This window comes from Listeria welshimeri serovar 6b str. SLCC5334 (genome assembly GCF_000060285.1).
Lineage (GTDB): Bacteria > Bacillota > Bacilli > Lactobacillales > Listeriaceae > Listeria > Listeria welshimeri.
In genome coordinates this window covers 2083290-2099331 of record NC_008555.1, presented here as the reverse complement: position 1 = coordinate 2099331, position 16042 = coordinate 2083290, and the positions used below count along the sequence as shown (strand labels likewise).

At 36.4% G+C, this 16042-nt stretch carries 15 protein-coding genes; 14 read left to right on the top strand and 1 reads right to left on the bottom strand.

Going from position 1 to position 16042, the window contains the following annotated elements; translation table 11 throughout:
* Nucleotides 1-121: 121 nt before the first annotated feature.
* The 4 genes from LWE_RS10485 (at nt 122) to LWE_RS10470 (ending at nt 2355) form a co-directional block, all read left to right on the top strand.
* Entirely contained in the window at nt 122-658 is a 537-nt protein-coding gene (locus LWE_RS10485) for a YceD family protein (protein ID WP_011702824.1), read from the top strand.
* Nucleotides 659-748: 90 nt separating this feature from the next.
* Nucleotides 749-922: a 50S ribosomal protein L32 gene (gene rpmF / locus LWE_RS10480; RefSeq protein WP_011702823.1), complete on the top strand. Its 174-nt coding sequence runs from the start codon at nt 749-751 to the stop codon at nt 920-922.
* 148 nt (nt 923-1070) lie between these two features.
* Complete coding sequence (locus tag LWE_RS10475) at nt 1071-1976, top strand: 2-dehydropantoate 2-reductase (protein ID WP_011702822.1); 906 nt, start codon at nt 1071-1073, stop codon at nt 1974-1976.
* Nucleotides 1969-2355, top strand: coding sequence for a DUF3397 domain-containing protein (locus LWE_RS10470; protein ID WP_011702821.1), 387 nt, complete (start codon nt 1969-1971; stop codon nt 2353-2355). Before LWE_RS10475 ends, LWE_RS10470 begins: the two co-directional genes overlap by 8 nt.
* Here the strand turns inward: LWE_RS10470 and LWE_RS10465 are convergent.
* Nucleotides 2327-4099, bottom strand: coding sequence for an ABC transporter substrate-binding protein (locus LWE_RS10465; protein ID WP_011702820.1), 1773 nt, complete (start codon nt 4097-4099; stop codon nt 2327-2329). The two genes, LWE_RS10470 and LWE_RS10465, sit on opposite strands and share 29 nt — an antisense overlap.
* A 115-nt stretch (nt 4100-4214) precedes the next feature.
* Here LWE_RS10465 and LWE_RS10460 point away from each other — a divergent pair, with 115 nt between their 5' ends.
* The 10 genes from LWE_RS10460 (at nt 4215) to LWE_RS10415 (ending at nt 15761) form a co-directional block, all read left to right on the top strand.
* Nucleotides 4215-5462 carry an MDR family MFS transporter gene (locus tag LWE_RS10460; protein WP_011702819.1) on the top strand — a complete coding sequence of 416 codons (1248 nt, stop codon included), beginning with the start codon at nt 4215-4217 and terminating at the stop codon, nt 5460-5462.
* 203 nt (nt 5463-5665) lie between these two features.
* Nucleotides 5666-6097, top strand: a complete 432-nt coding sequence (gene mraZ, locus LWE_RS10455; RefSeq protein WP_003763280.1) for a division/cell wall cluster transcriptional repressor MraZ — start codon at nt 5666-5668, stop codon at nt 6095-6097.
* 12 nt (nt 6098-6109) lie between these two features.
* Entirely contained in the window at nt 6110-7048 is a 939-nt protein-coding gene (gene rsmH, locus LWE_RS10450; protein ID WP_011702818.1) for a 16S rRNA (cytosine(1402)-N(4))-methyltransferase RsmH, read from the top strand.
* Nucleotides 7049-7064: 16 nt separating this feature from the next.
* Nucleotides 7065-7427 (top strand): cell division protein FtsL, encoded by a 363-nt coding sequence (gene ftsL, locus LWE_RS10445; protein ID WP_011702817.1) that lies wholly within the window; start codon nt 7065-7067, stop codon nt 7425-7427.
* Nucleotides 7424-9682, top strand: a complete 2259-nt coding sequence (locus tag LWE_RS10440; protein ID WP_011702816.1) for a penicillin-binding protein — start codon at nt 7424-7426, stop codon at nt 9680-9682. Before ftsL ends, LWE_RS10440 begins: the two co-directional genes overlap by 4 nt.
* 171 nt (nt 9683-9853) lie before the next feature.
* Nucleotides 9854-11329: a UDP-N-acetylmuramoyl-L-alanyl-D-glutamate--2,6-diaminopimelate ligase gene (locus tag LWE_RS10435; RefSeq protein ID WP_011702815.1), complete on the top strand. Its 1476-nt coding sequence runs from the start codon at nt 9854-9856 to the stop codon at nt 11327-11329.
* Between the two features lie 46 nt (nt 11330-11375).
* Nucleotides 11376-12350, top strand: coding sequence for a phospho-N-acetylmuramoyl-pentapeptide-transferase (mraY, locus tag LWE_RS10430; protein ID WP_011702814.1), 975 nt, complete (start codon nt 11376-11378; stop codon nt 12348-12350).
* A 138-nt stretch (nt 12351-12488) separates the two neighbouring features.
* Complete coding sequence (gene murD, locus LWE_RS10425; protein ID WP_011702813.1) at nt 12489-13856, top strand: UDP-N-acetylmuramoyl-L-alanine--D-glutamate ligase; 1368 nt, start codon at nt 12489-12491, stop codon at nt 13854-13856.
* A complete protein-coding gene (gene murG / locus LWE_RS10420) occupies nt 13853-14944 on the top strand; it encodes an undecaprenyldiphospho-muramoylpentapeptide beta-N-acetylglucosaminyltransferase (RefSeq protein WP_011702812.1) in 1092 nt (363 codons plus the stop codon). The genes murD and murG overlap by 4 nt, the downstream gene beginning before the upstream one ends.
* A gap of 22 nt (nt 14945-14966) precedes the next feature.
* On the top strand, nt 14967-15761 hold the full coding sequence (locus tag LWE_RS10415) for a cell division protein FtsQ/DivIB (RefSeq protein WP_011702811.1): 795 nt from the start codon (nt 14967-14969) through the stop codon (nt 15759-15761).
* The last annotated feature ends 281 nt before the right edge of the window (nt 15762-16042 follow it).

Below are 16042 nucleotides of genomic sequence, written 5' to 3'. Positions count from 1 at the left end.
ACTCCTTTAGATAATCTATTTTAACATAAAATACAGCTCGTAGTTTTGGTCCTCCAAAAACCATTGACAAAAGCCTTTAAAAAAGCTATAATATTTTGTGTTGCGCTTGGAGTGATGTAGGATGAAATGGTCTATCAGTCAATTGAAAAAATATCGTGACAGCAACTTCACGATTAATGAAAAAGCTGACCTAAAAAAGTTCTTTCAAGAGAACAATATAGACGTTCGTGATGCAAGCCCCGTACAAGTAACTGGGGAACTTATTGTACACCCAGAAGAAGTTACCGCTAACCTGACTATGAAAGGTGAGTGGACACTTCCATGTGCTCGTACATTAGAGGATGTTGTTTATCCTTATGAAGTGCATGCGACAGAAACCTTTGTGAAATCCAAAGAACAAGTTCTAGATGAATCTTGGCATGTGATGGAACAGGATATGGTCGATTTAACTCCTGTAGTAGAAGAACTTTTACTTGTTGAAATTCCGATGCAGGTTTTCAGTGAAGAAGCACTTGATATGAGTCAGCTTCCACGAGGCAAAGAATGGGAAATGAAAACAGAAGAAGGTAACCTACTAGAACAAATAGCAAAAGAACCAAAAGTGGATCCTCGTCTTGCGGGATTAGCTGATTTTTTCGATGAGAAAAAAGAAGACTAAACTCCCCGTGAAGCTGGAATATATTAAGGAATTTATTTTTCTTAGATTAACGATACAAGTACTTAGTTATCGTCAAGGAGGTGTAAGGAAATGGCAGTACCTTTTAGAAGAACTTCAAAAGCCAAAAAGCGTAAGCGTCGTACACACGTTAAACTTCAACTTCCGGGCATGAACGAATGCTCGAATTGCGGCGAATACAGACTTTCCCATCACGTATGTCCAGAATGTGGTCAATATGATGGCAAAGAAGTAGCAAACAGCTAATATTGGTAAAAGCAAGTGACCTTTCACTTGTTTAAACGAACCTCGAAAGACGCCATGGGTCTTTCGGGGTTTTTGTTTGCGTACAAAAGTGCAAAGACACGCCACTTCTGATAAAATAAAAGCATTAACCAATATGGAGCTGAAATGGATGGAAAACCAAATAAATGTTGGGATTATCGGTGCAGGAGCAATGGGACTTTTATATGCAGCCAATTTTGCTGAAAAATCCAAGCTCACACTTTTTACACGAAGAAGAGAACAGGCAGAATTATTAAATCAAGAAGGAATTTTGCTGAGAGATCAATTAAAAACAAAAAACATACATATAAAAGCTACCGTTGTTACAGATGAAGAAAGTTTAGCTAAACAACAATTATTAATTATTGCTGTAAAACAATATTCGCTAAATGAAATCTTGCCATTACTTAAAAACGTACCAACAAAAGTACCATTTCTGTTTATTCAAAACGGCGCAGGGCACTTAGAAAGTTTGGCTGAGCTTGGTGTTAAACGGACGATTTTATTAGGCATTAGTGAACACGGGGCAGGACGTGAGAACGATACAACGGTTATTTGGCGTGGTCACGGGAGAACAAAATATAGTATTTATCAAGGGGAATTAGATTCGAACTTAGAATTATTATTAGAATCGAGACCAGAATTTCCAGTAGAAAAGCATGATGACTATCTAGATATTATTCAAGAAAAATTACTCATTAATGCAGTAATCAACCCTTTAACAGCGGTTCTCGGTGTTCCTAATGGGAAGCTCTTAGAAAATCCAGAGTGGCACAGGTTACTAGTTATACTTGTAAAAGAAGTACAGTCGGTTCTAGCAGTTGAAAATGCCCTTCTAAAAGTAGAGACTATATGCCAAGTAACGGAAGCTAATTTTTCCTCGATGGCTCTGGATCGGTTAAATAACCGAAAGACAGAAATCGATGGAATTGTATTACCAGTTTTAGAAAAAGGAGAGCACGCTTCGAGGACTCTTCCTACACTTAGAACGTTATATCATATTATTAAAGGACTGGAAGGAGAAAGCAATGTTTGATTGGTTAACAAACTCAACAGCGATAATAATTGTTTTACCAGTGATAATTTTTATACTCACGATGCTTCTTTCTGGTTTTCGATTTCGAAAAACGCAACGTAGAATTATGCTTTCGGCGGATGTATCGACAATTTTCTTAATTATTGCGGTGCACTTTTTTATGATGGTGCTTTTTAATAAATCATTTTTATTATATATATTATTATTTTTATTTATTCTAGGCATTGTGATAGTAGTTATTGCTGCAAAAAAAGAAGGCGAAATCCAGTATCGCAAAATTATTCGTGGATACTGGAGATTATGTTTTTTCATTTTCGCTTTATTGTATGTCGCACTCTATTTATACGGAATTATTTATAGTTTGATTTTGCAGTTTTAGTTGGTAATGTTTCAATCCATACTTTACTTAAGTCAAAGTACCCGAATGGATTTTCTGTAACTCCTCTTATCATGGAATGAAGTGATTGACTTTTTTCTGGATGATGTAAATAAATTAAATGAAAATTTTTTGTAAGCCAGTTATCCATTTTTGTTTGTAAGGCGTCTCTTTTGGAGGCGTCTTTTTCTAATTTAAATTCATTCGATTTTGTAGAAATCTCTTTAATCACCTCAGGGCTAAAAAGGTGTTGTGGTAAAAGGTTGGGATTGTTTAAAAAATCTAGATAAGCTAGTTCTCCGTCAGCTGCTGGTATTTCGCCCATCATCATTAAATCAAGATCATCTTCTGTCACACTAGAATAGGAAGCGTCGTCATGCGAAACTAATTTTTCCTCTAAGTGGATACCGAATTTAGCAGCTCGATCACAAATCCATTTTGATTCTTGCAAAGCAGTTGGATGTTGGGTTGTGCCAAAAATGACTTTTTCTCCTTGATAGTTTGCTTTTTTTAGTAAAGTAGCAATTTTTTCAGGATGTTTTGTTGGAATAATGGATTTTTCAGGATAGTAATTGGATGCAATTGTGCCATAATTTTCAAAGAGTTCTTGACTGGTTATTTGAGCGTCTAATAGGTGGTACATGGCCTCGCGAAAAGCTTTATGTTGAGCCACACCATTTTTATGACCATTAAAACAAATGAAGTTAACGCCAACGCCAGTTTTTCTGCGTTCAACGTAGGCAGAATTTTCTTCATAATCAACAGAAGTGAACTGCATCGGAATCGTCTTTAAAGTATGATGGTTTTCGGCTGTCCAAAACTCCACTCTATCAAGTATCGGGCGTTTTAAAAAATAAGTATCAAAAGCTTCTAAAATTAAGCACTCGTCATTTCTCTCCACCATTTTAAAAGGTCCGGAGGCAATTAACTTAAATTCATCAAAAGTTACATCTCGCGGTAAAATAGCCATATTAGGAGAGCATAAGTAACGAATGAAAAATGGATCAGCATTATTTAATGTAATCGTCACCGTAAATTTATTCGTGCAGTGAATATTTTTAATGTCTTGTAATTGCCAAAAAGGAACAGTATTTGGCTGCATGGCTCGCAGTAAAGTAAATTTTACATCTTCACTATCCAGCATTCGCCCATGATGAAATAAGATGCTCTTACGTAAATAAAAAGTCCATTTTTTGTAATCTTCTGTAACATGCCAGTGGTGTGCAATATGCGAAACAACTTTTTTATCTATCTCATCATATTTAACGAGAGAATCACTAATTTGAGTAAGGATAAAAGATTCCATGGATACAGAGGTTTGAAGTGGATCAAGTGTCGTTAACTTACGTCGGATAATAGAACGCAAAACTTCTTGTTGGTTTTCCGTCAATTGTAAGCCAAACATTTGCTGGATTTCTGTTGATATATTAGAAAACCAATTTTTGGGAATAGGAAGCTGCAATAAAAATAAAATATCACTAAAAGAATCTTCTGCTAAACTCTTTTTCAAAACCAACAATACTTCTTTTTCTAGTGGTTCTTTAAAAGCGATATGAGAAAGGTTTCCACGTCCAAGTCCAGGTTGATATTGAAGCACTCCTTTTGCTTGATAATGATGAAGTTTTCTTTTTGCGTTTTTCGAAGTGCAAAACCAGATATTTGCTAAATCATTCAATTTAAAAGGAACATCCGAATCGCTAGTTACATTATATAAATAGGCTCTCATAGTGAAATAATCTTTATCCATGTAATCGCTCCATTCGAAAAGGGGACAACATTCGTATTATAATACCCTTTTTTTATTCTTGCGTCCCTTTTATACTAACAGAGAACTCAGAAAATTACCAAACGGAGGAGATAACATGTTTAGAGAGTTGCATCCGAATATTAGAGCGCGAATACTCATTCAATTTTTAAGTAAAATTATTGGTTCGATGATCTTCCCATTTATTGCTATTTATTTTTCAATGGAGATAAGTAGTAGTATCGCTGGTATACTATTAATGATTAATGTCATTATTCAATTTCTTGCGGGTATGTATGGGGGGCATTTGGCGGATATTATCGGCCGAAAAAAATTAATGGTTACAGGGGAATTTCTTAAGGTTATTGCGTTTTTGGGGATGGTTCTTTGTAATTCTCCGTTCTTTCATTCGCCTTGGATTACTTTTGTTATGTTGCTTATTATTGGTGTGGCTCAAGGGCTGATTAATCCTGCGGGAGAAGCTATGTTGATTGATGTAAGTACACCTGAAAATCGTTCGTTTATGTATTCGGTAAGCTACTGGGCAAATAATTTATCTATGATGATTGGTATTATGGTAGGTGGTTGGTTTTTTGTAGATTATTTATTTTCGTTACTTTTAGCACTTTTTATTATGTCATGCGTGACTGCTTGGCTTACATTAAGCTTGATTTCAGAAACGTTACAACAAAATACACTAACGCATAAAGAGTCATTTGGATTAATTAGTATGTTTAAAAATTACGGTCAAGTTTTACATGATTATCGTTTTCTTCTATATACTATTGGTGGAATTGCGGTTATGTCGATAGAATTCCAGCGAAGTAATTATATTTCAGTACGTTTAGCCGAAGATTTCCAAGCATTACTTGTGAGTCTAGGTCCTTTTGGTCACATTTCATTAAATGGAGTGCAAATTCTGAGTATACTTACAGCAGTCAATACGCTATTTATTGTACTATTCACGGTTCCGATTGCAAAATGGGTGACAAAACGTGCGCAACAACCAATTATGTATGTCGGTTTTGCTTTATTTTCGATTGGTTTTGCTATTTGCGCATTTGCAATTAATTTGTCGATATTATTGCTAGCCACTGCTATCCTATCGATTGGCGAGTTACTCTATGTACCTACGCGGCAAACAATTCTAGCGGCTATTGTTGATGATAATAAGCGCGGGGCATATATGGCTTTTAATGGCATTATTTTCCAAATTGGAAAAATGATTGGTTCGATAAGCTTAGTATTTGCTCCAATTATTGGTAAATTTGGTATGAGTGCATTCACGATTTTACTTGGTATGCTAAGTATCGTTTTTTCAGCGGTAGCTCTTAAAACTGGTTGGAAAAAAGTGTTAGCGAAATGATTTTTGGGGTGTAAGTGGGGGACCCCTCCACCAAGCCCCACGCTATATCCCTAAAATAAAATTCGACTAAAATGGCTTTAAATAAAGGTTTAATCATTCTATCTATATAGTAGAATGATTTTTTTTTACAGAATTTTAGGTTTTGGGTGGTGCGAAGTGGGGAGATGTGGTAAAGTGGTATGTAGGAAAGTGGGTGAAGTCTAATGTTCATGGGAGAATATCAACATAACATCGATATAAAGGGCAGATTAATTGTGCCAGCTAAATTCCGTGAGCTTTTGGGGGATAATTTTGTTATAACCCGAGGACTTGATAAGTGTTTATTCGCTTATCCACAAGAGGAATGGAAAAAGCTTGAAGAAAAGCTCCAAACCCTACCACTAACTAAAAAAGATGCTCGTTCCTTTACACGTTTCTTCTTTTCCGGTGCGTCTGAATGTGAACTAGACAAGCAAGGCCGGATTAATATTCCATCCAACTTACTACAGTATGCGGATTTGGAGAAAGAAACAGTAATTATTGGAGTTTCTAGTCGTATTGAAATTTGGAGTAAATCAGAGTGGGACAATGTCTTTAACGAGGCAGAAGAATCTTTTGCTGATTTAGCCGAAAATATGATTGGCTTTGATATTTAAGGGGGAATTTGCATGTTTAAGCACGAAACCGTATTACTACATGAAACAGTCGATATGCTTGAAGTAAAACCAGACGGAATCTATGTCGATGCAACACTTGGCGGCGCAGGTCACTCAGAGTATTTACTAAATAAGCTTAATGAACAAGGGCATTTATTTGCTTTTGACCAAGATCAAACGGCAATTGATAATGCAAAAATGAAATTAGCAGATTATAGCGATAAAGTAACTTTTATTAAAGCTAATTTTCGCTATATGAAAGAAGCATTAAATGAGCGCGGAATTGAAGCGGTTGATGGGATTTTATACGATTTAGGTGTTTCGTCCCCTCAATTAGACGAAAGAGAACGCGGCTTTAGTTATCACCAGGATGCGGCTCTTGATATGCGAATGGATCAAGAACAAGAGCTGACGGCAAAAATAGTTGTCAACGAGTGGTCTTATCAAGATTTAATCCGTATCTTTTTTCAATACGGGGAAGAAAAATTTTCTAAGCAAATTGCACGAGAAATCGAACGTCGCCGTGAAGTCAAACCAATTGAAACAACGGGTGAACTAGTAGACATCATTAAAACAGCTATCCCGGCGCCAGCAAGAAGAAAAGGCGGGCATCCAGGAAAAAGAACTTTTCAAGCGATCCGAATTGCAGTAAATGATGAATTAGGTGCTGTAGAAGATTCCCTTGAAAAAGCCTTAACATTATTAAAACCAGGCGGCAGAATTAGCGTAATCACGTTTCATTCTTTAGAAGACCGCATTACAAAACACTTATTCCAAGAAGCGACAAAAGGACCAGAATTACCACCAGGTCTTCCAGTCATTCCAGATGAATATAAACCAGATTTCAAACTTGCTACAAGAAAGCCGATTGTACCAAGTGAAGAAGAACTGGAACAAAACAACCGAGCGCGTTCTGCAAAATTACGTGTCATCGAAAAAATTATTAAATAGCAGGAGTTGAAAAAATGTGAGCAATGTCGCCTATAAATCTAATCTAGAGCCAAATAAGGTACATAGAGAAGCCGAACAATCAAAAAAACAAATCTTAAGACGAGGTCAAATGACTCTCGGCGAAAAAGTAATCATCACGATTGCGCTTGCGATTGTTTTAGTTGTTGCTTTTCGTATCATTAGTGTACAAGCACAAATTTACACCGTGAACCAAGAAATTCAAACAAAAGAAACGAAAATTATCGAACAACAAAAATCAAATGAAGACTTAAAAGTAGAAGTAAAAGATTTAGGGAGATATGAACGTATTTTAAAAATTGCCAAAGAAAAAGGGTTAAAACTTGATGGCGATAATGTGAAAGTGGTAGATGGTCAATGAAACGGCGTATAGGTAACATGAGAAGGGGAGCGCTAGTGCTTTTTATCTTTTTCACTATTCTCTTTCTCTTGGTTTCTGGCCGTTTTCTTTATTTGCAAATTACGGGAGAAGCAAATGGGGTCCCGCTTGCAGCTAAAGCATCGAAGCAACATTTAAAAAGCAGTGTTCTTGAAGCAAAACGTGGCTCCATTTTAGATCGAAAAGGAGAAGTGTTAGCTGAGGATACGGCTTCTTACACGATTGCAGCAGTAGTTAGCGATAAACTTTCTAAATCAACAAAAAATCCAATGCGAGTAGTAGATGAAGAAAAAACAGCTCAAATTCTCGCAAAATATATTCCAATGGATGAATCTGATATTTTAGATAAACTCAATGAAAAAGGAAAATATCAAGTCGAATTTGGTTCTGCTGGGAAAAACATTTCCACAGAAACAAAAGCAAAAATTGACAAAGAAGATTTACCTGGCATTGAATTTACCCGTCAATCAGAACGTTTTTATCCTAATGGTACTTTTGCGACACAATTAATTGGTTTTGCACAACAAGAAGAAAAGAAAAATACAACTATTTTAGAAGGTAAAATGGGTATTGAGTCTAGCTATAATAATCAATTAACTGGAACCAATGGGAAAATTGATTACAGTACGGACCGAATGGGCTATATTTTACCGAATTCTAAAAATAAAGTAACCAAAGCGAAAGACGGTCAAGATATTACATTGACTTTAGATAAAAAAATCCAAACATTCTTAGAAGATACTATGGCGACTGTTGATGCAAAATATAAACCTAAAAATATGATGGCTGTAGTAGCAGATCCAAAAACAGGTGAAATTCTTGCAATAAGCCAACGACCATCTTTTAATCCAGCTGACCGTTCCACGATTAAAGGAAATAGTTCAAGTATTTGGCAAGATTTACCAGTTGAATATGCATACGAACCCGGCTCAGTCATGAAAATCATTTCTCTAGCTTCTGCTATTGATACAAATGTTTATAATCCAAACGAATACTATCAATCTGGTTCTTATAAAGTTGGCGATATTGCTATCCATGACCATAATAACGGAAATGGTTGGGGCTCGATTCCATATCGTGAAGGGGTAGAACGTTCAAGTAACGTGGCATTCGCTAAGCTTTTAAACAAAATGGGAACAGATACATTTAAAAATTATTTAGATAAATTTGGTTTCGGTGAAAAAACAGGCATTGATTTGCCAAATGAAACAAATGGTAAAATCCTTTATAATTATCCAATTGAAAAAGTAACGACCGTGTTTGGACAAGGTACTACAGTTTCGATGATGCAAATGATTCAAGCTGCGTCTGCTATCGCAAGTGATGGCACAATGAAACAACCATATGTCGTTTCGAGTGTTAAAGATCCCAACACAGGTAAAGAAAAAGAAACAAAAACAACAGTAGCTGGAAAACCAATCAGTGCGGACACAGCGAAAAAAACACGTGACGAATTAAAAAATGTTATTAGTGGGGAACATGGAACTGGTAAATTGTACGCTATTCCAGGTTATGAAGTAGCTGGGAAAACAGGTACTTCCCAAATTCCTAATCCAAAAACTGGTAAATATATGACTGGAGCAGAGAATTATATTTTCTCTTTCTTAGGAATGGCACCTGCTGACAATCCAGAATTAGTTATTTATGTGACGATGCAACAACCGCAATTAACGGGTAGTGAAACAGGCGGAGAAGCAGTATCTGAAGTATTTAATCCCGTAATGAAAAACAGCTTACAATATATGAATATTAAACCAGGCGATGTAGAGAAATTATCAACTGAAAAAGTACCCGTTTTAACAGGTAAATCAGTAGATGACGCTAAAAAAGCAGTGAAAGATAAAGGGCTTGAACCAATAGTTGTCGGAAACGGCAAAAAAATTGTCCAACAACTGCCATCAGCAAATAGCGAACTCATGCAAGGTCAAAAAGTGATTATCATGACTGACGGGGATATGACTGCTCCAAACATGGTAACTTGGTCCAAAGATGATGTTCTCAAAGTTTCAGAAATAACCGGTATTCCTTTTGAATTTAGTGGAAGTGGTTATGTGAAAAGTCAAAGTGTTTCTGCTGGAAGTGTAATTAATAGCGAAACGAAAATGAAAATAACGCTTACGCCACCAGAACAAATAAGTCAATTTAACCAAAATCATGATCAAGATACTGCAAATAAAAATAAAAAAGCGACAGACATCAGGGAAAATGCCGGTATCGGTGATTTGCTTAATCAATAGTAGGAAGATAGAAGTATGTCAGCTCAAAAAAGTGGCATACTTCTAACTTTAAGCAGCTACTATGTCTTTTGTCGTGGTAGATATACTTTGTTGTTTTTGCTAAGATAGAAAAGGATTCTTTTTGGTTTTAGCAAAAATAACAGAAAGAATAAGTTTGAGGAGATGGCAAGTATGAAGTTAAGTGAATTAATGGAAGCTATCCCGGTTTATACTGGCGAGGCAAGTTCGGCAATAGAAATTGACCAAATCGCCCAAGATAGTAGAAAAGTAAAACCTGGGACACTATTTATTTGTATAGACGGGGAATTGGTGGATGGACACCAGTTTGCAAAACGTGCAGAAGAACTTGGCGCGGTAGCAATTATTGCTGAAAAAACAGTAGATGTAACTGTCCCTGTAATTTATGTGAGAGATTCCAAACGTGCGATGGCAATGTTAGCTGATTATTTCTATGGTTCCCCCACCCAAGCGTTGAAACTAGTTGGGATTACTGGGACAAATGGGAAAACAACGGTTAGTCATTTAGTAGAACAAATTGTGCGTGAAAATGGGGAACAAACTGGTCTTATCGGCACTATGTATCGCAAAATTGGCGACCAAATTTTAGAAACAAAAAACACAACTCCAGATAGTTTAACATTACAAGAAACGTTCCGAAACATGCTTATGAATGGTGTTAGCACTGCTGTGATGGAAGTTTCATCTCACGCATTAGTCCAAGGTCGAGTTTACGGCTCAGATTATGATGTAGCAGTATTTATGAATTTATCTCAAGATCATCTAGATTATCACCATACAATGGAAGAATACGCCTATGCTAAAAGCTTACTCTTTGCGCAATTAGGCAACAGCTACCATACTAGTAATCCAAAAGTAGCTGTTATAAATATAGATGATGCAGAAAGCTCTCGAATGCAAACAGCAACAGCTGCTCACGTTATTACATTTGGGATAAAAAAACAAGCGGATTTTAGAGCAAGCAATATTAAAATTGCAAGCCATGGTTCTACATTTGATTTAAGAACACCAGTAGGTAATTTCACATTAAAGATAAAAATGATTGGTAATTTTAGTGTTTATAATGTCTTAGCGGCCATTGCAACAAGTTTTGCATTAAAAATTCCTATCAACAATGCTATTGCAACAGTGGAAGATATTCCTGGAGTTAAAGGTCGTTTTGAACTCGTCAGTGCAGGGCAAGATTTTCCGGTAATTGTTGATTATTCACATACACCGGATAGCTTGCTAAATGTCTTACAAACAATTGATGAATTTGCTGAAAAACGAGTTTTTGTTATTGTAGGTTGTGGCGGTGACCGGGATAAAGGAAAACGACCACAAATGGCAAAAATTGCTGTAGATTATGCAACAAATCCAATTTTTACATCGGATAATCCGCGTAGTGAAAATCCACATGCGATTATTGAAGACATGATTCAAGGAGTTCCAGAAAGTGATTCTTATGTTGTTCACGAGAATCGTCGAGATGCCATTCGTTTTGCAGTAAACGAAGCAGAAACAGGGGATGTTATTCTGATTGCTGGAAAAGGTCATGAAGATTATCAAATAATAGGTGATGAGGTTATTGATTTTGATGATCGCGTAGAAGCTCGAATTGCTATTGAAAAAAAACTCGGACTCGCATAAAATATGAAGTGAAGTGCTTTGACAAACAGATTGGGGAGAATTTATTGTGTCTTTATACATGTTAGTATCAACATTTGCAGTGGCTTTTATCATTACAGTGATAGGCGTCCCACTATTTATACCATTTTTGGTGAAATTAAAATTTGGCCAAAGTATTCGAGATGAAGGCCCGAAAATGCATGAAAAAAAATCAGGCACACCAACTATGGGAGCAGTTGTTTTTATAACTGCTATGCTTATTAGCTTTTTGATTTTTTCATTCATCGGTGGGGAAGTTAGTGCGGCTACTTGGCTGCTATTTATCGCGCTGGCACTCTTTGGCGCATTAGGTTTTCTGGATGACTATATTAAAGTGGTTCAAAAACGTAATTTAGGACTCACTTCTAAACAGAAGTTTTTAGGTCAAGTGGCGATTTCAATATTATTTTATCTTGTGTATCATTTTAGTGATTTTGCTGAGACACTGAATATTCCATTTACAAATATTGAAGTGGATCTTGGCTGGTTCTTTGTTATCTTTATCTTATTCTGGTTAGTTGGATTTTCCAATGCAGTGAATTTAACAGATGGTTTAGACGGGCTTGTTTCTGGTCTTTCTGTTATTGCTTTTTCTGCTTTTGGTGTTATTGCTTTTTATCAAGAACAAATGGATGTCGCGATTTTCTGTTTTGCCATTGTGGGCGGTATGCTTGGATTTCTACTCTTTAATAAAAATCCAGCGAAAATTTTCATGGGTGATACCGGTTCGCTTGCACTTGGTGGGAGTATCGCCGCTGTTTCTATTTTAGTACATCAAGAATGGTTGTTACTTTTAATCGGAATAATTTTCGTTATTGAAACAGCATCTGTTATTTTGCAAGTATTTTACTTTAAGGCAACTAAAGGAAAACGGATTTTCCGCATGACACCAATTCATCATCACTTTGAACTTGGTGGCTGGTCCGAATGGCGCGTTGTTTTAACGTTCTGGGGAATCGGATTAGTCGGAGCAGTTATTTCTGTCTGTGTTGTTATCTTTTAATAAAGCGCCGTGATTTTCGCGGCAAAAGCGTCTCTAGTTAGCTGTTTTTTTACAGGATCTGGTTGGCGCTTTCCGTCGTTTTTATGAATAGCATAGAATCGACCGCCAATTTTGATATAAATGGGGGAACCAAAGGAAATGAAAAAAATTGAAATGTATCATCACAAAAAAGTACTTGTTTTGGGTCTTGCAAGAAGTGGTGTTAGCGCGGCAACAATTATGCATAAATTAGGAGCATTTGTCACTGTAAATGATCAAAAACCTTTTAGCGAAAATCCAGAAGCACAAGGCTTACTGGAACAAGGGATTAAAGTGATTTGTGGATCGCATCCGATTGAACTTTTGGATGAAGGATTTGAACTCGTTATTAAAAATCCTGGTATTCCGTATAACAACCCAATGATTGCCAAAGCGTTAAAACTTAAAATTCCGGTTATTACTGAAGTGGAGTTAGCATACCAAATTTCGGAAGCACCCATTGTCGGCATTACAGGGACGAATGGGAAAACAACAACGACGACGATTATTCATCATATGTTAAACGCCCATAAAGAAAATAGTTCTTTACTTGCAGGAAACATTGGTTTTCCGGCATCCGCTGTTGCTGAAAATGCGACAAGTGAACAATATATTTCGATGGAGCTTTCTTCTTTCCAACTAATGGGAGTGGAGACTTTCAAGCCGCATATTTCAGTCATAACGAATATTTATGAGGCACATTTGGATTACCATACTGATCGTAGTGAGTATGTCCAAGCAAAATGGCATATCCAAAAAAATCAAACAGCAGATGATTTTCTAGTTATCAACTGGGACCAAGAAGAACTGAAAAATTTAACCAAACAAACAAAAGCGCAAGTTATTCCTTTTTCAACAACGCAACGTTTAGGGCAAGGAAGTTATGTCCAAAATGGCGATATTATGTTTGACGATGAAGTCATTGGTTCACGCGATAGCATCTTACTTCCGGGAGAGCATAACTTGGAAAACATTCTCGCTTCGGTTGCAGTAGCTAAAACATTAGGTGTTACAAACGAAGAGATTATGCACGTTTTAGAAACATTTAAAGGTGTAGAGCATCGAACACAATTTGTCGTTGAGTGGCAAGGACGTAAATTTTATAATGATTCTAAAGCAACAAACATTCTTGCAACTCAGAGCGCTTTAAAAGGTTTTAAAAATCCAGTCGTACTTTTAGCGGGTGGCTTAGATCGAGGTAACTCCTTCGATGAATTACTCCCATTTTTCAAAAATGTGAAATCATTAATTGTCTTCGGGGAAACAGCAGATAAGATTGGTCGAGTTGGTAAAATTGCTGGTATTGAAGTACATTATGTTGACAATGTGGAAGCCGCAGTACCAGTAGCTTATCGTGAGTCTGAACCAGGAGATATTATTTTGCTTTCGCCAGCGTGTGCAAGCTGGGATCAATACCGTACATTTGAAGTTCGCGGAAATGCCTATATGGACGCAATCAGCGAATTAATAGAAGAGGTGGAAAAATGAAAGTAGCAATAAGTGGAGGCGGGACTGGTGGACATGTTTATCCAGCACTTGCATTCATCAGAGAACTAAAAAAACTGCATCCAGAAGCCGAATTTTTATATATTGGAACCGAAAAAGGTTTAGAAGCTGATATCGTTAAACGTGAAGGTATTCCTTTTGAATCAATTGAAATTACTGGTTTTAAACGTTCTTTATCACTTGAAAATGTGAAAACAATTATGCGTTTCTTGAGTGGTGCTAAAAAAAGTAAACAAATTTTACGTGATTTTAAACCTGACGTTGTAATTGGTACAGGGGGGTATGTTTGTGGGCCAGTTGTATACGCGGCTGCCAAACTAAAAATCCCTACATTAATTCATGAACAAAATAGTGTAGCCGGCTTAACGAATAAATTTTTAAGTCGCTATACAGATAAAGTAGCCATTTGTTTTGAAGAAGTGAGCGATTCTTTTGCTTCTGAAAAAATTGTCTTTACAGGTAACCCAAGAGCTTCTGAAGTGGTAGGAGTTGAATCTGAAGGAGCGCTTGAAGCATACGGACTTGAATCTGGAAAACCAACCGTTCTAGTCTTCGGTGGGAGTAGAGGAGCACGCGGCGTGAACGAAGCAGTAGAAGCTATTTTGCCAGAATGGAATAAGCGTGATTTTCAATTGCTTTATGTGACTGGAGACGTTCATTACGAAAAAATAAAAGATACTTTGGCTGATTTGAATTTGGGTAGTCATATTAGTGTTCAACCATTTATATATGATATGCCGAAAATTTTAAATGCGGTTACGCTCGTAGTTTCTAGAGCAGGAGCGACAACCCTTGCTGAACTTACGGCACTTGGAGTTCCAAGTATTTTAATACCAAGTCCATATGTGACAGCGAACCACCAAGAAAACAATGCTCGAGCGCTAGAAAAAAATAATGCAGCCATCGTTATTACAGAAGCAGAACTAAAAAATACTGATTTAATGGCAACAGTTGATTCTATATTAACTGACGAAGAAAAACTAAATGCAATGAAAGCAAGTGCTAAACAAATGGGACGACCAGAAGCAGCTGCAAAACTAGTGGAAGCTGTCCTTGGCATTATGAAATAAATCGCAGAAAGGAGCGAGTAAAATGGCTGAAAATAGACGCGTTGTATCTATTGAAAACCGCATACCAGAATTGAAAAAATACCGCAAGAAAAAACTAATAAGACATCTAGCCATTTTAATCGGAATTTTTGCGATCTTGATCTTAATTACGCTTTACTTCCTTTCGCCACTTAGCAAGCTGGATAAAATCAATGTGAGTGGCAATAAACAATTAACTGAAAATGAAGTCCGCAAAGAAAGTGGGCTCGTTATTGGCGAATTTGTTCTTGGAATAAATAATGGTAAAACGGAAGAGGAACTTAAAAAAAACACATTAATCAAAACTGCTACGGTATCAAAGCAAGGATTTAATGATGTTCAAATTAATATCAAAGAATTTAAAACTATTGGTTATCAACAAAAAGACGGCAAATATTATGACGTCCTTGAAAGTGGCATTATGCTCACAGACCAACCGCGTCAATTTCCGATTGGGAATGATTTATTGTTCCAGAATTTCAAAAATGGTAAAACACTTGAAAAAATGGTAGCTCAAATCAATCAACTACCAAAAGATGTCGTTAGTTCTATTTCGGAAGTAATATACGCTCCAACGAGTAGTGATAAAAACCACATCGAATTATACATGAATGATGGGAATCAAGTGTCAGCAACTATTAGTACATTTGCTGAAAAAATGCAACATTATCCAGCAATTGTCGCTCAACTTGCAAAAGGACAAAAAGGAGTTATTGATTTAGAAGTTGGCTCTTATTTCCAAAGTTATTATCAACAAAATGAAGAAAAAAAAGCAGCAGAGAAGAAAAAAGATAATTAATTTCTTCTCTTGCGCTTTGACTGGTTTTTAAATGACAGATGTTTCAACCATGTAACAAAATGATAACCGAAAACATCGCGATACCAACACTTGTTCGCTTTTTGAATAAAATGAAAAAAATATCTTAAGAATTTGCCAAAAAATGTTCTTTGTGCTTTTATTACCTTCTCTCATAGTGTAGACTGTAAATAAGTGATTTTGTATGTTAGGCAGAATGGGCAATCATTCCACACTAACGCCATAAAAATAGAAAAGTAACACTGCTTTTCCAAGTTAGTTAA